At 69.7% G+C, this 23,420-nt stretch carries 15 protein-coding genes and 1 pseudogene; 14 read left to right on the forward strand and 2 right to left on the reverse strand.

Annotated features, from left to right (window positions below; translation table 11 throughout):
* The first annotated feature begins 7 nt into the window (after nucleotides 1–7).
* The 10 genes and pseudogenes from LWC34_RS03765 to LWC34_RS03810 all read left to right on the forward strand — a co-directional run bounded on the left by LWC34_RS03765 (nucleotide 8) and on the right by LWC34_RS03810 (nucleotide 16,633).
* Nucleotides 8–3,931 carry a non-ribosomal peptide synthetase gene (locus LWC34_RS03765; protein WP_233722998.1) on the forward strand — a complete coding sequence of 1,308 codons (3,924 nt, stop codon included), beginning with the start codon at nucleotides 8–10 and terminating at the stop codon, nucleotides 3,929–3,931.
* Nucleotides 3,928–4,752, forward strand: a complete 825-nt coding sequence (locus LWC34_RS03770; RefSeq protein ID WP_233722999.1) for a homoserine O-acetyltransferase/O-succinyltransferase family protein — start codon at nucleotides 3,928–3,930, stop codon at nucleotides 4,750–4,752. Before LWC34_RS03765 ends, LWC34_RS03770 begins: the two co-directional genes overlap by 4 nt.
* A complete protein-coding gene (locus LWC34_RS03775; protein WP_233723000.1) occupies nucleotides 4,680–10,952 on the forward strand; it encodes an AMP-binding protein in 6,273 nt (2,090 codons plus the stop codon). Before LWC34_RS03770 ends, LWC34_RS03775 begins: the two co-directional genes overlap by 73 nt.
* 45 nt (nucleotides 10,953–10,997) lie before the next feature.
* Nucleotides 10,998–12,434 (forward strand): MFS transporter, encoded by a 1,437-nt coding sequence (locus LWC34_RS03780; RefSeq protein WP_233723001.1) that lies wholly within the window; start codon nucleotides 10,998–11,000, stop codon nucleotides 12,432–12,434.
* A gap of 361 nt (nucleotides 12,435–12,795) precedes the next feature.
* Nucleotides 12,796–12,903 (forward strand): annotated as a pseudogene (locus tag LWC34_RS03785) (IS5/IS1182 family transposase); the annotation flags it as partial.
* A 3-nt stretch (nucleotides 12,904–12,906) separates the two neighbouring features.
* Nucleotides 12,907–13,188, forward strand: coding sequence for a response regulator transcription factor (locus LWC34_RS03790; protein ID WP_233723002.1), 282 nt, complete (start codon nucleotides 12,907–12,909; stop codon nucleotides 13,186–13,188).
* The gene (locus LWC34_RS03795; RefSeq protein ID WP_233723003.1) at nucleotides 13,185–13,364 is read left to right on the forward strand and encodes a hypothetical protein; all 180 of its coding nucleotides are present in this window, start codon (nucleotides 13,185–13,187) and stop codon (nucleotides 13,362–13,364) included. The genes LWC34_RS03790 and LWC34_RS03795 overlap by 4 nt, the downstream gene beginning before the upstream one ends.
* Nucleotides 13,365–13,597: 233 nt before the next feature.
* Nucleotides 13,598–14,008, forward strand: a complete 411-nt coding sequence (locus LWC34_RS03800) for a hypothetical protein (protein WP_233723004.1) — start codon at nucleotides 13,598–13,600, stop codon at nucleotides 14,006–14,008.
* Nucleotides 14,009–14,565: 557 nt separating this feature from the next.
* Nucleotides 14,566–15,099, forward strand: coding sequence for a hypothetical protein (locus LWC34_RS03805; protein WP_233723005.1), 534 nt, complete (start codon nucleotides 14,566–14,568; stop codon nucleotides 15,097–15,099).
* A 166-nt stretch (nucleotides 15,100–15,265) separates the two neighbouring features.
* Nucleotides 15,266–16,633 carry a diacylglycerol/lipid kinase family protein gene (locus tag LWC34_RS03810; protein ID WP_233723006.1) on the forward strand — a complete coding sequence of 456 codons (1,368 nt, stop codon included), beginning with the start codon at nucleotides 15,266–15,268 and terminating at the stop codon, nucleotides 16,631–16,633.
* Between the two features lie 236 nt (nucleotides 16,634–16,869).
* Here LWC34_RS03810 and LWC34_RS03815 read toward each other — a convergent pair whose 3' ends face one another.
* The gene (locus tag LWC34_RS03815; RefSeq protein ID WP_284051491.1) at nucleotides 16,870–18,849 is read right to left on the reverse strand and encodes a cation-translocating P-type ATPase; all 1,980 of its coding nucleotides are present in this window, start codon (nucleotides 18,847–18,849) and stop codon (nucleotides 16,870–16,872) included.
* A gap of 50 nt (nucleotides 18,850–18,899) precedes the next feature.
* Between LWC34_RS03815 and LWC34_RS03820 the strand changes: the two genes are divergently transcribed.
* From LWC34_RS03820 to LWC34_RS03835, 4 genes are all read left to right on the forward strand, one after another.
* On the forward strand, nucleotides 18,900–19,778 hold the full coding sequence (locus tag LWC34_RS03820; RefSeq protein WP_233723007.1) for an NADP-dependent oxidoreductase: 879 nt from the start codon (nucleotides 18,900–18,902) through the stop codon (nucleotides 19,776–19,778).
* 2 nt (nucleotides 19,779–19,780) lie between these two features.
* Nucleotides 19,781–20,350 carry a carboxymuconolactone decarboxylase family protein gene (locus LWC34_RS03825; protein WP_233723008.1) on the forward strand — a complete coding sequence of 190 codons (570 nt, stop codon included), beginning with the start codon at nucleotides 19,781–19,783 and terminating at the stop codon, nucleotides 20,348–20,350.
* Between the two features lie 9 nt (nucleotides 20,351–20,359).
* Entirely contained in the window at nucleotides 20,360–21,493 is a 1,134-nt protein-coding gene (locus LWC34_RS03830) for a low temperature requirement protein A (RefSeq protein WP_233723009.1), read from the forward strand.
* Nucleotides 21,494–21,697: 204 nt separating this feature from the next.
* Nucleotides 21,698–22,414: a hypothetical protein gene (locus LWC34_RS03835; RefSeq protein WP_233723010.1), complete on the forward strand. Its 717-nt coding sequence runs from the start codon at nucleotides 21,698–21,700 to the stop codon at nucleotides 22,412–22,414.
* Nucleotides 22,415–22,580: 166 nt separating this feature from the next.
* Here the strand turns inward: LWC34_RS03835 and LWC34_RS03840 are convergent, their stop codons facing one another.
* Complete coding sequence (locus tag LWC34_RS03840; RefSeq protein ID WP_233723011.1) at nucleotides 22,581–23,393, reverse strand: phosphotransferase; 813 nt, start codon at nucleotides 23,391–23,393, stop codon at nucleotides 22,581–22,583.
* Between the last annotated feature and the right edge of the window lie 27 nt (nucleotides 23,394–23,420).

A 23,420-nucleotide genomic window follows, 5' to 3' on the forward strand; every position in this document is an offset into this window, starting at 1 on the left:
ATCTGCAATGGCCAACAACGTCGAAGCGGTCTACCCGCTGTCCCCGCTGCAGCAGGGCCTGCTGTTCCACACGCTGAGCAGGCCGGGCGAGCCGACCTACTTCGAGCAGATCCGCTGCGCCATCGAGGGCCCTCTCGCCCTGGCCGCGTTCGAGCAGGCGTGGAACTGGGTCGTGGCGCGCCACACGGTGCTGCGCACCGCGTTCGCGTCGCAGCGGCTCAAGGAGCCCGTGCAGGTGGTGGGCCGCAAGTCCGTCGTCCCGGTGGACTGGCAGGACTGGCGCGGCCGGACCGACCCGGACGCCGACTGGGAGGAGCTGCTGCGCCAGGACCGGGCCCGCGGCTTCGACATGGCCAGGGCGCCGCTGATGCGCCTGACCTTGCGCCAGGTCGCCGACGAGCGGCACCTGTTCGTCTGGAGCCACCACCACATCCTGCTCGACGGGTGGAGCTTTGGGATCGTGCTCAACGAGGCGCTGCAGTGCTACGCCGACCTCATCACGCACGGCCGGACCACCGACGCCGCCCCGGTGCGCCCGTTCGGCGACTTCATCTCCTTCCTCGGCGACCGTGACACCGCGGCTGACGAGCGCTTCTGGCAGGAGTACCTGGCGGGCGTCGGCGCACCCACCAGGCTCGCCGTGGACCGCGGCGAGGGAGTGCACGAAGGCGGCGCGGGCACCGAGATCACCCTCTCGGCGACCCTCGACGCGGACGTGAGCGCCGCCGTGCAGGCCGAGTGCGCGCGGCTCGGCGTGTCGCTGAGCGCGCTCGTGCACGGCGCGTGGGCCCGGCTGCTCAGCGCCTACAGCGGCGAGCGTGAAGTGCTGTTCGGCTCCACCACGGCGGGCAGGCCGCCGGAGCTGTCGGGCGTCGAGCAGATGGTCGGCCTGTTCATCAACGCCGTACCGCTGCGGGTGCGCATCGATCCCGAACAGCGTGTCGGCGACTGGCTGCGCGGCATCCAGCGCGACCTGTTCCAGGTGCAGAACCACCAGTTCACCGGGCTGTCCCGGGTGCAGGAACTGTCCGATGTGGAGCGTGGCAAACCACTGTTCGAGACCCTGTTGAGCTACCAGAACTACCCGCTCGACGACGGCCACACCGAGAGCTGGGCAGGCATCCGCCTCGTCGACTACGGCTGGACCGGCCCGACCAACTACCCGGTCGCTGTGCGCGCGTTTCCCGGCGAGCAGATCATGCTGGTGCTCACCTACTACGAGCACCGCGTCGACGGCGCCGTCGCCGAGGCGATGATCGACCAGTTCCGGCTGCTGGTCGAGCGCCTTGGCGTCGGACCGGACCGCGGCCTGTGGGAGATCGAGCCCGTCGCCGGGCCGCACGCCGACCGCGTGCTGCGCGAGTGGAACGCCACCGACAAGCCCTTCGATCTCGACCGCACCCTGCACGGGCTCGCCGAGTGGCAGGCCGCGGTGCGCCCGGACGCGCCCGCCATCGTCGCTGTCGACGGCAGGCTCACCTACGCCGAACTCGACGCCCGCGCCAACCAGCTCGCGCACGCCCTGGTCGGCCTCAGCGTGCGCCGGGGCGACCGGGTCGGGCTCTGCACCGAGAAGTCCACCGCCACCGTCGTGGCGATGCTCGCGGTGATGAAGGCGGGCGCGGCCTACGTCCCACTCGACCCGGCCTACCCGGCAGGCCGCATCGCCGCGATGATCGACGACGCCCGGCCTGCCGCACTGCTCACCTGGGGCCGCGGGGCCGAGGCCACCGCGGGCATCGACGTGCCGCGGCTGGCGCTGGACGGCGACTGGGCCAAGATCGCCGAGCACACCACGACGCCGCTGGAGCTGGAGGTCGGCCCGGACGAGCTGGCCTACGTGATCTACACGTCGGGGTCGTCGGGCAAGCCCAAGGGCGTCATGCTCGACCACCGCGGCCGGGTCAACAACGTCGAGGACTACTGCGACCGCTTCGGCATGGGGCCAGACGACCGGACGCTGTGTGTGTCGTCGCTCAGCTTCGACATCTCGGTGTGCGACCTGTTCTGCAGCCTCAACGCGGGTGGCTGCCTGGTGTTCCCGGACGCGGGCCGGGAGAAGGACCCCGAGCACTGGCTCGACCTGATCGGCACCGAGGCAATCACCCTGTGGCACTCCGCGCCCGCCCTGATGGACGCGATGCTCGATGTGGCCGCCGAGCGCCCGTACCGGGCCGACACGCTGCGGCTGGCGGTCCTCGACGGCGACTGGATCCCCTTGACCCAGCCCGACCGGGTCCGCGCCGCCTTCCCCGGCGTGCAGTTCGTCAGTGCGGGCGGCGCGACTGAGCTTTCGGTCGACTCCGTGCTCTATCTCCTCGGCGCGGTCGACCCGGCTTGGCGCAGCATCCCGTACGGCACGCCCATGGCCAACCAGACCGCGTACGTCCTCGACGAGGACCTGCGGATCGCGCCCGTCGGCGTGCCCGGCGAGCTGCACCTCGGCGGAGTCGGGGTGGCCGCGGGCTATCTCGACCGGCCGGAGCTGACCGCGGAAAAGTTCATCCCGCACCCGTGGCCGACCCGGCCGGGCGAGCGGCTCTACCGCACAGGCGACCTGGCTCGCTTCGGCCATGACGGCGTGATCGAGCTACTTGGCCGGATCGACTTCCAGGTCAAGATCCGCGGTATCCGCATCGAGCTCGGCGAGATCGAGGCCGTGCTGCGTGAGCACCCGGCGGTCGACGCGTGCCTGGTGGCCGCGCCGACCGACGCCGCGGGCGACCGGAGGCTCGCCGCGTACATCGTGCCCACCCAGCCCGGCGTCGGCGACGAGCTCGCGGCTGAGCTGCGGTCGTGGCTGCGGGCCCGGCTGCCCGAGCAGCTGGTGCCCGAGGCGTACGTATGGCTGGAGCGGCTGCCGCTGACCGCCAACGGCAAGGTCAACCGGCGCGACCTGCCTGCCCCGCAGTTCGCCGCGGCCGCGGCCACCCGGGTGCCGCCGGAGGGCGAGCTGGAGACGCGGCTGGCCGAGCACTGGGCGAAGGTTCTTGACGTCGATGTCGCCACCATCGACGTCGAGACCAGCTTCTTCGACCTCGGCGGCAACTCGCTCAAGGCACTGCGTGCCTGCCGGGTGCCTGACCTGCCGGTCGCGATCAGCGACCTCTACCGGTACTCGTCGGTGCGGGCGCTGGCCGAGCACCTGTCCCGCAGCGACGGCTCGCGCGGGCCGCTGGTCCGGCTCAGCGCCGCCGACCCGGCGCCCGTGGTCATCTGCGTGCCGTACGGCGGCGGGCACGCAGGCGTCTACCAGCCGGTCGCCGACGCACTCGGTGACCGGGTCGCGCTGTACGCGGTGCGTCTGCCTGGTCACGAGCACGACGGCCGCGACGAGCAGTTGCAGCCGGTGGACGCCGTCGCCCGCGCGGTAGCCGAGGCGGCTGCCGCGTTCGCGGGCAGGCCTATGGTGGTCTACGGCCACTGCGGCGGCGTCGCCCTGGCCACCGAGGTCGCCACCCTGCTTGAACGGGCGGGGGCGGACCTGCGCGGCCTGATGGTCGGCGCGTCCTACCCGCCCAACAACGCGGACGCGTTCGACGACGACCCGTTCGCCCCGGTCGACGACGTCGAGCTGGCCGGGCAGTTCGCCAAGCTCGGCGGCTTCGGCGGCCTCAGCGCCGAGGAGGCCAAGACCATCGGCCGCCTGCTGCGCCACGACGGCACCGAGGCCCGCCGCTACTTCCGGCGGGCACTGGAGAACGGGCGCACCCGCCTACGCGCGCCGCTGACCTGCCTCATCGGCGCCGACGACCCGCTGACCACCGACTACGCCGACGGCTGGCTGAGCTGGGGCCGATTCGCCGTCGACCACGAGCTGGTGGTCCTGCCGGGTGACCACTACTTCATCCGCGAACACGCCACACACGTCGCGCGCCACCTGCTGGCGGCGCTCGACGCCACAACCCCTTCCGAGGTGACTGCCCGATGACCCGTTTCCGTCTCGCCGTGCTCAACGTGATGCCCCAGGCCGAGGTCTACCTCGACTACATCGGCGACGTGGTGCCGCCGGGCACCGACATCGAATGGCTCCGGCTGCGCGACCACCCGTACCGCAGCAGCGACCAGGAGATCCTGGCCCGCACGCACAAGTTCTACGACGATGCCGCCATCGACTCCTGCGACGCGCTGCTGATCAGCGGGTCCGTGATGGACAAGAACCCCGACTTCACCGCGGCCCACTACTGGGACGAGGTGGTCGAGACGCTGCGGGACGCCAGTACCCGGGTCGGCTCGGTCGCGGGCGTCTGCTGGGGCGCGCAGGTGGTGGCGAAGGTGTTCTTCGACATCGACAAGCAGCACTTCCCCGAGAAGCTGTCCGGCGTCTACGAGATGACCAACCTGCGCCCCGACCACGAGCTGATGCGTGGCCTGGATGACTCGTACTGGCTGCCGCAGAGCCGGTACGCCGAGATGGAGCCGCAGGCGTACACCGCGGCTGTCGAGTCCGGCGCGCTCGTGCCGCTGGACTGGTGCGTCAACGGCGGCCACGCCACGGTCGTGTCGGCCGACGGCGCCTACCTGATGCTCCAGGGCCACCAGGACTACCCGACCGGCAGGCTAGCGCTGGAGTACCACAACGCGGTGGCCCGCGGGGAGAACCCGCCGGTGCCGGCCAACTACGACCCGGAGCGCCCGGTGAACCGCTGGCGCGCCAACAACCGGGCGTTCATCGCCGCATGGCTGCGACTCGCGGCCGAGCGCAAGGCCGCGAGGCGCGAACCCGCCATGGCGTCCACTTCGCAGTCCTGACCCACCCGTCCGAGGAGCCTGCCGTGCAGTCCAACCTGTTCGCATCCCACGATCCGGCCGAGGTCGCCAAGCGCGTCCACGCGGTCCTGCACGACCGCGCCGACCGGCCGGCGGTGTCCGGCCACTCCGGCACGCAGCTGGCCGCGCGGATCGACGCGGCCGTCACCGCGCTGGCCGGCCCCGCGCCGGGCGAAGCGGTGCCGGTGACCGCCGCCGAACCGGTGGACGTGCTGGTCGGCTGCCTGGCCGCCTGGCTGGCCGGGGCGACCCCGTGGGTCGGCCCGGACGCTGCCGCCGCCGGCTCGGTCGTCAGCCCGGACGCCCTGGTGGTTGCCGAGCCGCTGGTCGGGTGTGTCGCTTACCCGGCGGGTTGGCTGGGCGGGCTGGACCTGCCCGAGACCGCCGAGCGGGTTGTGGCGCACGCCGACTGGCGGGTGGACGCATGGCTGCCGGTGGTTTGCGCCGCGCTGCTGGCGGGTGTGCCCCGGATCGACTTGGCATCCGCGGGTTCGGCAACTGACGGACGCGGCGTCCTCGCTTTCCCGGGGCACGCCCTTCCGGCCGGAGCCGACGGCTTCGACGTGTGGCTGACGTGGGGTGCGGTCCCGCCCAGTGGGGGACCCGTGCACCGGCACGGCTTCGGCGACCACTTCGTCATCGCCGACCTCGACCCTGAGACGCCCGGCCAGGGTCCGCGCGGGCGCGTGCCGGGCCGCCACCGGGTGCTCAACCCAGCAGGCCGGCCCATCCCGGACAACGCGTGGGGCAGGCTCGGCTTGGCGGGCGTGCTGCCGCTCGTCGCCGACACCCCCGCCGAGCTGGTCGCCACGGACCGGGGCGAGCAGACCTGGATCACCGACTACCGGGCGCGCAAGCGTAGCGACGGCACCATCGAGTTCGATCTCGCGGAAACCGACACACTGCGCTTCGCGGGCCGCAGGCTCTCGCCCGCGTTGGTGCGCCGCGCGCTGGCCGACGCCGGGCTCGCCGACGCCGCCCTGCTCGCCCGCGACCAGGGCACCGACCGCGCGCGGCTCGTGCTGCACGTCGCCGAGGGCGCCGACACCGGGCGGCTGGCCGAGGTGCTGCCTGACTGGGCCCACCCGCTCGGCGTCGCCGTGCTGCCCGCACTGCCACGCACCGACAGTGGTTCGGTCGACTACGCCGCCCTGACCGATCTGGCTCTGCCCGACGACTGGCTGCTCGCCCACGCCGAGCGCGTCCTCGCCGACGCACACGGCGGCCCCGTGCGGCTGCGCGCGCTGACGACCCCGCCGGAGCCCGCGACTCGCCTGCTGCCCGCGGAGTTCGAGGCCAACGGCGGCCACTACCCGGACGACCGGCTCGCTGAGCTGGCTGGCGCCGTACTGGAACCGCCCGTCGACAGCCTCGCCGACCGGCTGCGCGCCGCCGCCGACAGCGGCCGCGGCATCCTCCTAGTCGACGGCGACGGCACCGAGCGGGAACTGCCGTACCGCGCCCTGCTCGACGACGCTGCCCGCATCGCCGCGTTCCTGAAGGCCCGCGGGCTCGGCGAGGGCGACGAGGTGATCGTCCACTGCGCCGATCCCGCCGACCTGCTCGCGGGCATCTGGGCCTGTGTGCTGTCCGGTGTGCTGGCCGTGCCGATCACCCCAGCCTCGCCGTATGACGGCGCGGGCAACCCGATGTGGCATCTTCTCGGGCCGGACACCATGCTCACGCGCGACCTCGTGCTCACCACTGCCACCCAGGCCAAGGCCACCGAGGCGGCACTGGCCGATCGCGGGCTGGCCGCGCGCACGCTGCTCCTGGAGGACGCCCGCGGCCACGAGCCGCTGGCCGACGCCGGCTGGACCATCGGCAGGCACGCCGTCATGCTGCTGACATCCGGCAGCACGGGCGCCCCGAAAGGCGTCCCGCTCTCGCACCGCAACCTGGTGTCGCTGGCCGAGGCGGTCTGCCGTGAGTTCGCGTTCGACCGCGGTGCCGAGGTGTCGCTGAACTGGCTGGCCGTGGACCACGTCGGCGGGCTGGTCCAGCACCACATCCGCGACCTCTGCCTGGCCAACCGACAGATCCACGTCGACACCGCCTACGTCATGGCCAAGCCGACCCGCATGCTCGACCTGATGGCCAAGCACCGGGTTACACTGGCCTGGCAGGCCAACTTCGGCTTCAACATGCTCAACGAGCAGGCCGCCGAGATCACTCGCGGAAGCTGGGACCTGAGCCCGGTGAAGCTGTGGGAGAACGGCGGCGAGGCCGTCACCCACGACGGCAACCAGCGCTTCCTCGGCCTGCTGGCCCCGCACGGCCTGCGTCCTGACGTGATCAAGCCGGTGTTCGGCATGACCGAGACCAGCTCGGCGATCATCGCCGCGCACAACCTGGTCGCGGGCCGCCACGACAACGTGCACTGGCTGTCCGACAGCGGCCTGGACCACCGCGTGGTGCGCGCCCTGCCCGGTGGCGGCAGCGCCTTCGTCGAGGTCGGCACCCCGATGGCGGGCGTGGCCATGCGCGTGGTCGACGCCGAGGGCAAGGTGTGCCCGGAAGGCGTCATTGGCCGCATCGAGGTCAGCGGCCTGCAGATCTTCGACGGCTACTACCGCAACCCCGCCGCCAACGCCGACACGTTCAGCCCGGACGGCTGGCTGCGCATGGGTGACTGCGGCTTCATGGTCGACGGCAGCCTCGTGGTCACCGGCCGCGAGAAGGACGTCATCATCGTCAACGGCCTCAACTTCGCCGCCCGCGCGCTCGAAGGCGCCGTCGAGACGGTGCCCGGCGTCCGGCAGGGCTGCTGCGCCGCGGTGTCCGTGCGCAGGCCGGACGCGGTCACCGATGACCTGGTCGTCTTCGTCAGCTCGGCCGACGACGCCGCCGCGGACCCGGCGGCCGTCGAAGCCGCCCTGCTCAGTGAGTTCAGCCTGCGCCCGATCGCGGTGGTTGAGCTGGACCCGGCGCAGTGGCCGCGGACCGCCATCGGCAAGATCCGCAGGCCGCCGCTGGCTCAAGGGTTCCTGGCCGGCGAGTTCGCCGACCGGATCGTGCTCCAGCGTGACAGCGGCGTCGGTGAACCGGCCAGCCTGCCCGAGTTCCATTTCGTTCAGCGCTGGCTGCCCGCGTCCGCCGCGCCGCGCGTCGACCGGCGGGTGCTGTGGCTCGGCGGCCCGGCTCCGGCGGATGTGCCGCTGGCCGCGGCGGAAGGCGCGGCGTACGCCGGATTCGACGCTGACGGCCGCGCCCGCTACCGCTCCGACCACCACGCCGACATTGCCGCGCTACTGGTCGACGCTGCGCGTCGACTGGGTGGACTCGACGCGGTCGTTGACACCGCTGTGCGTGCGGTCCCCGAAACCGCCGACGCGGCCGATCGTGCGGTCGCCGCGCTGGAACGTGCGCATGCCCGCTGGGGCGCGCTGTGCCGGGCTGCGGCAGGCCAGGACGCCCCGCCCGCGCTCGTCCTCGTGGTGGACGAGGCGTTCACCGTCACAGGGACCGAGGCGGGCATCGGCAACGCCGCGCTCCCCGGCTTGGCCGAGAGCTTCGCCCAGTCGCACCCACAGCTGTCGATCAAGGTCGTCGACGGCGCCGTTGACGAGGAGCTGCTCGCCGAGCAGGCAGCGACGCCGGGCCAGACCCGGGTCGCCTACCGCGACGGCACGCGCCTGGTCGCCACCCTGGAGCCGCTGACCGCGAGCGATATCCCCGCCACCCCCGCCCGAGTGCTCACTGAAGGTGGGCACTACCTGGTCATCGGCGGCCTTGGCGGTGTCGGCGCGCTGCTCTGCCAGCACCTGCTGCAGCGCTTCGGTGCGCGGCTGACCGTGATCGGCCGTGGCCCGGCCGACGCGGGCGGATCCCGTGCCCAGACGCTGGACTACCTGGCGGCCCAAGCGGCGGCCAGTTCCGGCGCTCGCTTCGACTACCACCCGGTCGATGCCACCGACCCGGCCGCGCTCACCGCCGTGGTCGAGGCCGCCGACGCCCCGTTCGACGCCGTGTTCGCGCTGCTCGGCGAGGGCTCGGTGGTCGAGCAGATCGACGCGCTGATGACAGGCGGGCAGGTCGACGACGTGCGGGCGCTGCGCCGTGCGGGCGACCGCATCCGGCTCTGCCACAGCCTCGACACCGCACTCGCCACGCGCCCCGCTCCGGTGGTGATGTTCAGTTCGGTCAACGGGTTCTTCGGCGGCGCGGGCTTCGCGCACTATGCGGGCGCCTGCGCCTACCAGGCCGCGCACGCCGTGCGCTCCGAGCGCGGAGACATATGCCTGGATTGGGGCATGTGGCAGCAGGTCGGTATGGCGGCGGGCGCGCCCGCCGAGTTGACCGCGCTGGCCGAGCGGCGCGGGTTCGCCCGGATGACGCCCGCGCAGGGCCTGGCCGCGCTGCACGTGGCGCTGGACGCGCCCGACCGGCGCGTGCTGATCGGCTTGCTCGCCGGGGGCAGCGCCGTGGCGCCGCTCCTGCCCGCTGACCTGTTCGGGCACGCGGTGTCGGCCGACGGCCCGGTCGACGCGGCCGATGTCGCCACGGTGCTGGGCATTCCGGCGGAGCGGGTGCACACCGTGCGCCGCAGCTCGCAGGCCGAGCGGGCGCTGTCCAGCCCGCACATGGCCAGCCTCCTCGAGGTGTTCCGCGGGGTGCTCGCCGCCCCCGACGTGGACGGCGACGACAACTTCTTCGCCGTCGGCGGCGACTCGATCCGGGCCATCCAGGTCGTCACCCGCGCCGCCGAGCGCGGCATCCGGTTCAGTGCACTGGACCTGTTCGAGCACAAGACCGTCGCCGCGCTGCTCGCCCACCTCGCCGGCACCGGCCAGCTCTCCGCGCTGCCCGACCCGGTCGACGACATCGACGCGACCGCGCCCGTTGAACTGCCTCCGGTGTTCGACTGGTGGCTGGAGACTGCGGACCGCATCGACGTACGCGCGCACCTGACCATGGGCATGCGCTACGAACTCGACCACCGCATCGAGCCCGACGCGGTCGAAGCGGCGCTGCTGGCCCTCATCGCCCAGCACGACGCCTTGCGGCTGCGGCTGACCGAAACCCCCGACGGCCCGCGGCTGGTCGCGGCCGGGGACCCCGCGGACAGCCTCGGTTTCGAGGTGCACTCGGTCACCGGTGACGGTGAGGTCCACGCCGTCGAGTCCGCGCTGCACCGCGGCGTCGACCCGGCCGACGGGCCGATCGTCCGGGCGGCGCTGCTGCGCTTCGCCGACCAGTCGCGCGCCCAGCTGGCGCTGGTCATCCACCACGCCGCCGTTGACGGCGTGTCGTGGCGGATCATCGAGGACGACCTTGTGCTGCTGCTCGCGGACGGTGGCGGCGAACTGCCTGCCCGCACCATGGGCTTCTTCGACTGGGCTCACCGTGTTGTCCGCCGCGCGCAGCTGGTCGACGGGACAGCGCTGGCCGACGCCTGGCTGGCCCGGCTGGGCGACTCCGGCGACGTGTTCGCCGACGTACCGGACAAGCGGCCCCGCGAAGGCGACTCGATCGTGCTCAACCGCACGGTCTGCGCGCCCGCGCCGCGCGGCGGGGAGGCCAGCGTCAACGAAGTCCTGCTGGCCGCGGTCGGCTGGAGCCTGTCGCGCTGGACCGGCCACGAGTCCTTCGCCATCGACGTCGAGGGCCACGGCAGGCTGGAGCGTGAACTGCCGGTCGACCTGTCCCGCACCATCGGCTGGTTCACCGCGATCGCGCCGCTGCGCCTGGACATCGCCGGGTGCGGGCGGCCCGCCGACGCGGTGCCGCGGGTGCGCCGCGCGCTGGACGACACCCGGGGCAGGCACCTGGAGTGGGGCCTGCTGCGCCACCTCGGCGCTTGCCCGCCCGAGCACCCGCTGCATGACGTGCCCGAGCGCCAGGTCAGCTTCAACTATCTCGGCGTGTTCGACGCGGGCGGCGAGGCGAACCCGCTGCTGTCGGCGGTGCCGGGATCCTTGAGCGCCGAGCAGAGCCCGGACAGCCCGCGCCGCTACCTGATCGACATCGCGGCGCAGGTCAGCGCGGGCGACCTGGAGATCGCGGTGAAGTTCTCGCCGGACGTGCACCAGCGCGCCGACGTCGAGCGCTGGCTGGACGAGTGCGTCACCGTGGTCACCGGACTGCTGGCCGCCGAGCCGGAGCCGGTCGTCCTTGCCGACCTCGACCAGGACGAACTGGCCATGGCCCTGCAGGAAGTCGGCTTCGGCCTTGACGACTGACCCCAGGCGCACGCCTGGGACCACCAGAGGAGGGAAACCGCCCGTATGACCGCCAACACCCTGACTGAGCGCGGACGCTGGATCGCGCTGTCGGTGCTGTGCCTGGGTGAGCTGATGATCCTGCTCGACGCGACGATCGTGAACGTCGCGCTGGACAGCATCCGCCAGGACCTCGGCTTCGAGCAGAGCGCGCTGGCCTGGGTGGTGAACGGATACCTGATCGCCTTCGGCGGCCTGCTGATGCTGGCGGGCCGCGTCGGCGACCTGCTCGGCAAACGCCGCGTCTACCTGGTGGGCCTCACCGTGTTCACCCTCGCCTCGGTGGTGTGCGCGGTGTCGCAGACGCAGCTGATGCTCGTCGGGGCGCGCTTCTTCCAAGGCGTCGGCGGGGCGCTGACCTCGGCGGTCATCCTCGGCATGATCGTCACGATGTTCCCGGAGCCGGACAGACAGGCGAAGGCGATCGGGACGTACGGGTTCATCACCGCTTCGGGCGGCTCCCTCGGCCTGGTGCTCGGCGGCGCGCTGACCGACGGCCTGAACTGGCACTGGATCTTCCTGATCAACCTGCCGATCGGGCTGCTCACGCTGCTGCTGAGCCTGCGCTACGTGCCGAACCAGAGCGGCATCGGGCTGGGCCGGGGCGCCGACGGGCTGGGCGCGGTGCTGCTCACTGCGGGCCTGATGCTCGCGGTCTACACCATCCTGGAGGTCGGCAAGAGCGGCTGGACGTCGGCCCAGACGCTGGCGACCGGCACGGGCGCCGTGGTCCTGGTCGCCGCCTTCCTGGTACGTCAGGCCCGTGTCCGCAACCCGTTGGTGCCGCTCGGGTTGTTGCGCTCACGCGCCGTCGCCACCGCCAACGCCATCCAGTTGCTCATGGTGGCGGCCATGTTCGCGGTCTTCTTCTTCGGCGCGCTGTACCTACAGCAGGCGCTGGGGTTCGGCCCGCTGGAGGTGGGCCTGTCGTTCCTGCCCGCCGCGCTGACCATGGGTATCACCGCGCTGCGGCTGTCCGGTCCCTGCCTGATGAGGTTTGGGCCGCGGACCACCATCATCGCCGGGCTGTGCTCGATTCTGCTGTGCTTGCTGCTGTTCGCCCGCACGCCCGCTGACGGCAGCTATCCACTGGACGTGCTGCCCGCGCTGATCCTGTTCGGGCTCGGTGGTGGTCTGGTGTTCCCGGCGATGATGGGCCTGGCCATGTCCGGTGCGACCGACGACGACGCGGGCCTGACCTCCGGCCTGCTCAGCACCACCTACCAGGTCGGCGGGGCCATCGGCTTGGCCGCGCTGAGCAGCATCGCCGCCGCACGCACCGCCGGTGACCCGTCCCCGGCTGCGGTGACCGCGGGCTTCAGCTTCAGCTACCTCGTCGCCGCGGTGCTCGTGTTCGGCGCGATCGTCGTCGGCATCGCGTTCGTACGGGCCCCGAAGCCAGCCGCGGAACCGGAGACCCAGGCCGAGCCCGACCGTGCCTGACCGGAGCGCGGAACGACACCCGCTTAGCCTGCGGTTTCCTGTGGGATGTCAAAAGTCGGCCCCGCAGCGTGACGTGGACGTCGAGTGGCAGGAGTTTGTATCGCAATGGCATCTGGCCTCGAATAAAGGGTGACAAGGCGATGGGTGTGTACGGGAGGGCCACATGACAGCCTCAGCGTGGATGGTCAGGGCAGGGCAGCATGGGGAACGGGCGGAGCAGGCCGTTGGCGAGGGACTGGCAACCGTCGGGTGGACTGGGCTGCCGGACTTGCGTACCTGCCGAACGCGGCAGGACTTGCGCCGACTGCTGGGCGAGACCTTCCCGAATCGCACCAACTACGGCGACCGCCCACCGGTGTTCGACCGCACTGTCTATCGACGGCGCACCATGGTCGAACGCTGTTTCCAGCGTCTGAAGCAGTTCCATGCGATCGCCGCTCGCTACGACAAGATCGCACTGTCCTACTGAGGGATGATCGACCTGGCCACGCTCGCGCTCGGCGAAAGCCCTCAGCCTGCCCCTGCGGTTCCCGCCACCAACGGCAAACCGCTGGCGCCATTGACCCGCCGGGAGCGGCAGGTCGCCGAGCTGGTCGCCGAGGGTCTGTCCAACAAGGACATCGCCGCGCGGCTGGTGATCGCCCAGCGCACCGCTGAAGGCCACGTGGACCGCATCCTGACCAAACTCGGCTTCAGCACACGCACCCAGCTCGCCGTCTGGATCAACGAACAAGGGAGAGACCGAAACCCATGACAGCGCATACCAGGCCGCGTCGGCTGGTGGGCGGTCTTCCCGCCGAGGTGACGAGTTTCGTGGACCGTCGTAGGGAGGTCTCCGAGACGAAGCGGTTGTTGTGTGGCGCCGAGGATGCGGATCCGGCGATGGGCGTGTTCGATCACCGCCAGCACGTACATGACCGGCGTCGGTGAGGATCTGCCACACGGTAGATGCGGCGACCTTGATGCCGAGAACGGGGAGTTCGCCGTGGATCCGGCGGTAGCCCCAGTTCGGGTTCTCCTTCGCGAGGAGCCAGCGCCACATCTGACGAACAAAACCACGAGGTGAAGCGGTGGGTGCAAGCCTTGGGCGTCACGTCACCTGATCAGGCGGTTCCGGGTGTCTCCGCAAGCGGAGTCGTTCTGCGCGGTCGAGCATGGCCGTCATGATCACCAAGTTCGCACGGATCCTCGTAGTCGCCTGCGCGGCACTGGGTCTGTTCGCCACGCCTGCTGTCGCGCTGGCGGCTACCGCGCCGATGGCCAAGCCGACAACGCTCACGTTGGATGCTGGCGGCACACAGGTCAAGCTGAAGAAGGGCAACAATCTCTCGGTCAAGGGCAAGCTCGGCACTCAAGGCGAGTCGCGTGAGTTGACGCTCGGCCTGGACGTCTTCGCGCAGATCAAGATCGGCGCGTCGGGTTGGGCGGATCTGACTTCCAAGTCCTGTCAGCCGAACTCGACGTTCAACCTGAAGCTGAGTGTTGAGGTCTCCGCGGACTTGCGGCTGTACTTCCCGGGCACGGACCTGTACGCCTCGGCCACGTCGAACGTCGTTGGCGTCGTCGTCATCTAGCGACAGAACGGGCGAGCAGCATCCGGGCTCAGCCGGAATATGCGGTAAGTGTGTCGAATTCCCCTGAAGTGCAGGGGACCGCACCTGGTTGACGTCGATTTTCTTTGTTCGCGCTCGTCAAAGTCCTTTGTAGACACCCTTGGGTCAGGGGGCGCGTTCGGGCGTTCTCCGAGGTTGGGAGCACGGGAGCAGAATGGGAGCAATCCGATGCGTTGGACTGCTCCCACCTGCGATGAACGGCTGTCACCGGACCTGTCATGACATGCGGAAGTCATGTTTCCGCAGGTCACGCTCGATAACGTCGTACGTTGACACGGTAGGGGTCACTGGTTCAATCCCTTTGGAAGTCCGTGTTGGTTCATGCCTGCCGCGGCGAAGATGTGGTCACGGACATAGGCGCAGATGGACGGCCGGAAGCCGTTGCCACGATCGCGCCAAGCGTGTGAGGCCCGGAAAGCTCACCCTCAGCAGATGAGGCAGCCGGAAGCACAGGGCGTGCACCCTTTGCCACAGGCGTTGTGCCACGGCGACCACTTCCGTGGAATGGAGGGAAGACAATGACAATCGGGCCCGTGCAGTTGGTCGTGCTGGGATTCCCGGAGCCGAACCTCCACGGCCGCGTCATCGAAGAACTGGAACGTCTGCGGGAGAGCGACATCATTCGCGTCATCGACGCGCTCGCGGTCCACAAGCACCGCGACGGAGCCATCGAGGTCGCCCATCTGAGCAACATCAGCGACGAGGAGGCGATCCAACTCGGCAGCAAGATCGCTGCGCTGACAGGCCTTGGAATCGCGGGCGAGGAAGGTGCGATGGCCAGTGCGGAGGTGGCCGTGGAAGGTCTGGAGGTGTTCTCCGACGAAGACGCGTGGGATGTGCTTGAGGAGATCCCGAACGGCTCGGCCGGGGTGTTGCTTCTGCTTGAGCACCGGTGGGCCATCCCATTGCGCGACGCGGTCGCGGCGGCCGGCGGGTTTCGTGTCAGCGATGGTTTCGTCAGCCCGCTGGACCTGATCGGCGTCGATCTGGTCTCGGCGGAGGAAGCGAAGGAGCTGCACGCGTTGGAAACGGCGGCGGGCAGCCACAAGTGACGTGCCGATGATCTTCGGGAGGTAGGACATGTTCGGGTCACGGAGGATCGCCCGTCGCACGGCGCGGCGCACCGCGCGGCGCGTCAGCCGCCGGCGAAACTGACCGCCGCGTCCGCGTGCACCGGCACGAAGGCCGATCCGTCGACTCCTGGTCGGAGGCGAGCTGATGGACGTCCACACCGGTCCGGCGAACGCTTCGCCGGCACAGCGGCCATCACCCCGGCGGCGGGTGGCCGCCGCAGTCGCGTTGATCACGCTCGTGGCCGCTGTCGTGGTGGTGGCCTGGCGCCTCGTTCAGTACCCCGTCCAGCTGCCGTTGGCGGTACTGTTGATCTTGTTCGCGGTGGTTGCTGCGTGGACTGCGCTGGTGCGTCACGGGATCCGCCGGGTGCTCGCGGCGATCGGCGTGGTCGTGACGCTGGCCGCGACCATCGCGTTGCCCGACGTGCGCTCATTCGCGTTGTTGGCGGTCGTAATCGGGCTGATCGCGATCTCCACGGCGGCGCTGAAGGTGGCGGTCGCCCACGATCTGGCCCCGGCCACCGCCACCCGGTCGGTCGGTCCGGCGAGCTACGGCGTACTACTGATGAACCCCTGGTCCGGTGGCGGAAAGGTGAAACGCTTCGGGCTAGAGGAGAAGGCACGCGAGCTCGGGATCACCCCTGTCGTACTCCAGCGCGGCGACGACCTGCTGGTCCTGGCCGAACATGCCGTGGCCGAGGGCGCCGACGTGATCGGCATGGCTGGCGGTGACGGGTCGCAAGCTCTGGTCGCTGACGTCGCCCGGCGACACCACATCCCGTTCGTCTGCGTACCGGCCGGGACTCGCAACCACTTCGCGCTCGACCTCGGACTGGACCGGGCCGATGTGACGGCCGCGCTCGGTGCCTTCGGCGATGCCCTGGAACGGCGCGTCGACCTCGCCATGCTCGGCGATCGCGTGTTCGTGAACAACGTCTCGCTCGGTGTGTACGCCGCCATCGTGCACTCCGGTGGCTACCGTGACGCCAAGCTGGCCACTGCCGAGGAACTCCTCCCTGACCTGCTCGGCCCGGACGCACCGGGCTTCGACCTGCGCTTCGCCCGCTCGGACGGGGCGATCGTGCGGAGCGCTGACATCGTGCTCGTGTCGAACGGCGTCTATCGCCTCAACAGCCACAAAGGCTTCGGCACCAGGAGCCGTCTGGACGCCGGCGTGCTCGGCATCGTCACCCTGACGGTGAATCGCGCTTGGGATCTGCCTGCGCTCATAGCGGCCGAAGTCAGCGGGCACCTCGACCGTTTCCCCGGCTACCAGGAATGGACCACGCGCGAGTTCGAGGTCGATTCCGGTCAGCCTCTGGTCGAGGTTGGTGTCGACGGTGAGGCCCTGCGGCTGCCACCTCCCTTGCGATTCCGTTCGCTTCCCGGCGCGCTTCGCGTGCGCACTCCCATCGACGCGCCGAACACCGCGCCCGCGGCCGCGACCCCGGTCGGCATCCGACAGGTGGTCACGGCCTCGTTCCGAGTGCTCGCCGGGCATCCGGCGCGCTGAACATCGCCAGCGGCGCGCGGCCTACGCCCGCCGCCTGTCGAGGGCTTGCAACGGGTGCTTGCTCCTTCCCGGCAACGCGTCGGCACCAACCGTCGGCACCGTCGGATTCATCAACCCGGCGTCGGCATCACCTGAGCCGATTGGCAGAGCATCACGACGTCCCGCATGACGGCTAGATCACCTGCTGAGCGGTATCGATCGCGCCCGACGCGGTCATTTCACGACCTGCTGACTCGTCACTCGATCGCGTGCCGCACGTGCCGTGCGATGAGCTTGCCGACCTCCCAGCACACCAGCAGCCCAACGGCCGGCGTGAGGGCCAGCAGGAACTGGGTCAGGTTGATCTGGGTGGTCCCGAGAAGTCGATTGAAGACGTCCATCTGCGTGACCAGCACAGCCAGCGCGGCCTCGATGAGGAGCGCCTTGTTCATCTGCTTGCTGTCGAATGTGGACGTCGTGAGCACGGTCTCGGTGCCGCTGCGGCATTCGAGTGCGGCGACGATCAGACAAAGGGCGAAGGCTGTGAAGGCGATGGACTGGCCGATCTCGAGGCTTCCGAAAGCCCGTTCGCCGACGACGATCAGGGTGAGCAGTGCGACGCTGATGAACAGCCCGACAAGCCCGACCGTGGTGACCAGACCCGGTGTCAGCACCGACTGGCCACGCGGCCGCGGGCGTTGTCGCATCAGCCCGGGTGTTTCCCGGTCGAAGCCGAGCGCGAACCCGAACGCGGCGTTGACGAAGAAGTGGATCCAGAGGACCTGGGCCGGGCTGAACGGCTCACCAGCGGCGATGTTGAACAGGCTGGCGCCGAGGAACGTCAGGACGAAGACGACGAGCAGGATCAGCACGAAGCGGATGTACTTCGTCAGGTTGTCGAAGATCTTGCGACCTTGCTCGACCGCGAAGACGATCGTCGCGAAGTTGTCGTCGGACAGGATCATCCGGCTGGCGTTCTTGGCCACCTCGGTGCCACTGCCCATGGCGATACCGATGTCGGCCGCCTTGATCGCGGGGGCGTCGTTGACCCCGTCCCCGGTCATCGCGACGACGTCCCCGTTCTTCTTCAGCGTGTCGGCGAAGAGGACCTTGTGCTCGGGAGCCACCCGGCCAAGGACGCCGATCTCGTCGATGCGCGCGAGCCGGACGCTCTCCGACAGTGCGGCGAAATCGGCGCCGGAGATGACGGTGCCGGGGATCCCGAGCTGGGAGGCGATCGTCGCACCCGTGGTGATGTCGTCGCCGGTGACCATCCGGACCCGGATATTGGCGGCCTGCGCCTTCGCGACCGCTGCCTTCGACTCGTCGCGGGGCGGATCGACCATGCCGACCAGGCTGGTCACCTGCAGGTCGGTGACGTACCCGAGCAGGTCACCGTCGGGGTCGAAGTCCGCCGCGTCGAGATCGCGGACGGCGGCCGCCATCACCCGCAGACCTCCGCTCGCCATCCGCTCGAGGTGGGCGACGGCCAGGTTCTCCACTTCGGTGTCCCACGGGATCGGGCCTTCGTCGGTCAGGGCGGCGGATGCGCGGCTCATCACCGCCGACGCGGCGCCCTTCACGAAGCACCGGACAAGCTGCCGCCCGCTGCTGTCAGTGGCGGCGTTGAACGTGGCCATGAGCTTGTAGGCCGGGTCGAACGGAAGCGTGGCCAGGCGCGGGAACTTCTTCCGGGTCGCCCCGACGTCGAGTCCCGCCTTGTGGCCGAGGACCAGGAGAGCGCCTTCGGTGGGGTCGCCAACGACCTGGCCGTCGGTCAACTGTGCGTCGCTCGCGACGACGTAGGGCAGGATCGCGCCGTCGACGGACGGCGACGTGCCCACGTCGTGGTGCACCCTGCCCTCCAGACCGTAGCCGGTGCCCGAGATTGTGTAGCGGTTGCCCGTCGTCACGATCTCGACCGCTGTCATCTGGTTCATGGTGAGCGTGCCGGTCTTGTCGGAGTTGATCGCCGACGTGAAGGCCAGCGTCTCGACGGACGGGAGTTCCTTGACGATCGCGTTGCGCTTGGCGAGGTCGATTCCGCCGAGGGACAGGATCGTCTGGGACACGGTGGGGAGCGCCTCGGGGATGGCCGCGATCGCGAGGGCGACAGCGCTGACGAACAGCACGTCCCAGGCCTCACCGCGGCTGCGGCCCAGCACGAACATCACGATCATGGTGATGCCGGCCGCCGCCGCGATCGACAGGGTCAGCCGGTCGAGTTCCTTGGTCAGGGGCGACTTCTCCCACCTTCGGCGAGCCCGAGGTCCTCAAGGAAGTCGAGGTGGAACGGCCCGAGCCGATCGGCAACGAGATCCTCGTCGCCGTCCATGCCGCTGGCCTCAACCCCACCGACTGGAAGCATCGCGCGGGGTTGATGCGCTTCGGCGAGCCCCCGTTCACGCTGGGTTGGGACGTGTCCGGCGTGGTCGAGGCGGTCGGCGCAGGCGTCACGCGACACCAGCCGGGTGATGAGGTATTCGGGATGCTGCCTTACCCGAACGGGCACGGCGCCCACGCCGAATACGTGACTGCCCCCGCCCGTGCCTTCGTGCCCAAGCCTGCCGGTCTCAGCCACGTACAGGCCGCCGCGCTGCCGCTGGCATCGATGACCGCCTGGCAGGCGCTCGTCGACACCGCCCAGGTGCAACCCGGGCAGCGGGTTCTGATCCACGGGGCGGCCGGCGGTGTCGGGCATCTCGCGACGCAGATCGCCAAGGCACGCGGAGCCTACGTCATCGCCACGGCGTCCAAACGCGACTTCGTCCTGTCCCTCGGCGCTGACGAGGTGATCGACTACCGCACCCAGGACTTCGTGGCCGACGCCCGCGACATCGACGTGGTCCTCGAACCATTCCTCGGCAAGGACCGGCTGCGCTCGCTGCAGACCCTGCGGCCGGGCGGCCTGCTGGTGTCGATCCTGCCCGTCGACTTCGCAGAAGTGCAGACGCGCGCGGCCGAGTTGGGCGTGCGCGCCACGGCCATGCAGGTCGAGTACGACCACACGGGGATCGCAGGCATCGCCGCGCTGGCGGAGTCAGGACAGTTGCGACCGCACGTGTCCGGCACGTACCCGCTGGCGCAAGCCGCCAAGGCACACGCGTTGGGCGAAACGGGCCGGGTGACCGGGAAGCTGGTGCTGACAGTGAGGGACCCCAAGTGAAAATGCGCCTCGAACCGATCCCTGCCGACAAGCTGGGCGAAGACAACCGTGCTCTCGACGCGCGCATCCGTGCCGTGGTGGACCGCGGGTTGCCGGGCTTCACCAGCGTGGATGAGGACGGTGCTCTGCTCGGCCCGTTCCCGGCCTTCCTGCATTTCCCCAAGTTCGGCGAACCGCTGTTCGGCTGGAGCGAGGCGCTGTTCACCGACTCGGCACTGACACCTCGGGTGCGTGAGGTCGTGATCCTCACCATCGGCGCGCGGCTCAACGCCGCCTTCGAGCTCTACGCTCACAGCCGGGTGGGGCGGTCGGTCGGGCTGCCCGCGACCGCCGTCGCCGACCTGGTCGTCGGTCAGCGCCCTGTCGAGCTTTCGCGTGAGGAACTCGTCGCGCATGACGTGGCCACGGCGCTGTACCAGGGCAGACCACTGCCGGGGGAGAACTACGCCGAGGCCGTGGCGGCGTTCGGCGAGACCGGCGTGGCGGAACTGGTGCATCTCGCTGCCCACTACGTTGCCATCTCCATGCTCCTGAACGCCTATACCGTTCCCGTGCCTCCCGACGGCATCTGAAATATGCGGATGCGGCCGCGCGGGCGGCATGAACGGCACCGGACCGCGACCCCGCTGGAACTGTTCTTCGATCTCTGCGTCGTCGTCGCCGTCGCCCAGGCTGGCTCGCAGCTCGCGCACGCACTGGGCGACGGCCATATCCAGCAGGGCATCGCGGGCTACCTTGTCGTGTTCTTCTCCATCTGGTGGGCGTGGATGAACTTCACCTGGTTCGCCTCCGCCTACGACACCGACGACGTCCCCTACCGGATCACCACCTTCGTCGTCATCGCCGGGGCGCTGATCATGGCCGCCGGCGTACCGGACGCCTTTGCCAGCTCTGACCTGACCGTCGCCGTGGCCGGCTATGTGGTGATGCGCTTCGCGATGGCGGCCCAGTGGTTTCGGGCGGCGGCCGCCACCACAGGCAAACAACGGACCGTCGCCCTGCGCTACGCCGTCGGAATGCTTCTGGTCCAGCTGTACTGGGTGCTCTGGGTGACCTGGATCCCTGTCGGGGCAAGGAGCTGGACCTACTTCATCGGACCGATCGCCGACCTCGCCGTGCCGGTGGTGGCCGAGCGAGTGGCCGAGATCGGCTGGCATCCGGGCCACATCGCCGATCGCTACGGCTCCTTCACACTCATCGTGCTGGGCGAGTCGGTCGCGGCCACCACCATCGCCGTCCAGTCCGCAGTGGACGGCCACGAGGCGTTGCGCCAGTTGTGGCCGATCGCCGCAGGTGGACTGCTCATCTGCTTCGCCGCGTGGTGGATCTACTTCGCCAACTCGGCCGAGCAGCATCTGCGCTCCAACCGCCAGGCCTTCGTCTGGGGCTACGGCCACTACGTCGTCTTCCTTGCCGTCGCGGCGATCGGCGCCGGCCTTGAGGTGGCCGTCAAGCACTCGGTGGGAAGCATCCACATCTCGCAAACCGCCGCCACACTCGGCGTGACGATCCCAGCTGCCCTCTACTTCTTCGCCGTCTGGATGCTGCACGCACGTCACACCAGACAGGGCGCAGCCGCATGGGTCCTGCCGCTGGCCGCCGTTGCGGTGCTCGCCTCGCCCAGCGTGCTCGTCGCTGGGCTGGTCTGCGCGGCCGCTGTCGCAGCCGGGCTGGGTGTTGGCCGGGCACGGTTCGCGACCCGGGCGCGGGGATGAGGCCCGGCCTGTGCATCTTTCCACTTGTGAGAGTCCTTTGTGGACATATCAAGGGGACGCGGGTTTTGGCTCTCTCCGCAATCGGGAGCGCGAGATGGGAGCAGATGGGGAGCAATCCGCTGAGTTGGACCGCCCCAACCGCGTTCAACGGACCTGTCGTGACATGCCGAAGTCGCGTTATCGCAGGTCGGGCGTTTGGGTGTCGTGCGTTTGCAGGAGCTGGAAATTCTCAAGGCGCGCAACACATTGATGGAACGGTGTCTCGCCAGTCACGGCATCACCTACACCTTGCCGATGATCGATCCTGAACGGGACGCTGCCAAACTGCGGCGGCACGGATTGGTCGACGCCGGGGAGGCGGCCAAATACGGATACCGCGACCCGGCAGTGTTCGCCACGAGTGACGTCAAAGCCAAGTCGGTCGCCGACCAGCCGCCGCCGGATGTCGTCGCGGTCATCACGGGCACACGCGACGGTAAGGTCGGCGGGCGCGAAGTGTCGCCTGAAGGTTGTGCGGGCGAAGCCAATCAGACGCTCGTGCCTGACGCGCGGCCGGGCCAGGAGCCGGTGAGTTTCGAGCTGAGCATGCGTAGTCACGAGGTCACCCGCACCGCTCCGCCAGTCATCGCGGCCGCGGGGGCGTGGTCACGATGCATGGCGGAAGCGGGTTTCGACTACAGCGATCCGGACGCGGCCATCAAAGATCCCGCATTCAGCTCCGGGCGGGCGTCCGAACATGAGATTGCTGTCGCCACTCAGGATGTGCGGTGCAAGCAACGCGCCAAGTGGGTCAGGACGTGGGTGGCGGTCGAACGCGTCGTGCAGGACATGCTCGCTCGACGGCGTGCGGACGATCTAGCTCGCGAGCGGGAACACAACCAGCGGCAGCTTGCTGTCGCACGTGATGTGAACGGTGGTTAACCGATGAACCCGGTGTGTGACCATCTATCCATCGCTGTCACGAAGGAATGCCTTGTGTCCGCAGTCGCCGTGTGTGATTGAGTCCGTGTTGCGACTGGACTGCGGGATCGTTCGCCACCCGGTTCGCTGGGTGTGTTGCATTGTGGCGACGTCAGCGTGTCGTAGATCACCATGGCTGATGGCGGCCGGGGTTACTCAGGTCGTGGGCATGGTCGGTCAGCCAGGCTCGTGATCGGCGGTTCATCCCTTCGTAGCCGTCAGCCCACATCCTCGCGAAGCCGGGGTGGCCGGACTCGGCGCGCCAACGGGTGCTGCGCAACGCGTTGTCCAGGAAGCCAAGCAGCATGCTGATCACCTGTTCGCGTTGTGCGGCATTGAGGTGGTGAGCGCCGGCGAGCAGCCGGAAGCGGCCGATCAGATCGGTGGAAGCGCGGGCGTCGGCGATGTCGACCGGATCGCGCAGCGGGATCCAGTGGCGGGCCGCGATCGCGATGTCGAACAGTGGGTGGGCTGGTGTCGCCAGATCGAAGTCGATGAACGCCGCGGCATGGCCGTCGCGGACGACGACGTTCTCCAGACACAGGTCGGTGTGGCAAACCAGATCGCCTTGTGCTCCAGGGGGAAGCTGACGAGAAGGCCAGTGCATTCCCGCGGGCAATCGGAAACCTGCGGCGGCCCTGTGTAGTTCACGTTGCAGCAGCGCGACGCTGATCAGTAGATCCTCATCCGCCGCCCAATCCGGGAACGGGGGCACTGCGACCTGGCCGTCGAGGTAGTCGAGTATTTCGCGGTCGTGTTCGTCCAGGCCGTGAAACCGTGGGGCGCCGGTGAAGCCCACGTCGTCCAGGTAGGTCAGGAAGAAGCGGACTTGGGTCGCGGCGGGACCCCCAGGTCGGCGCACGGTGTCCTCGACGCGGACGACTGCGCCGGCGTGGTCGACTCCGCCTGCCAGTGGTTGTTCTCTCGCCTGGGGGTCCATGCGGCCATCCTCCCTTTGTTGCGGTGG

Origin of the sequence: Kibdelosporangium philippinense (assembly GCF_021390435.2) — a bacterium.
GTDB lineage: Bacteria > Actinomycetota > Actinomycetes > Mycobacteriales > Pseudonocardiaceae > Kibdelosporangium > Kibdelosporangium philippinense.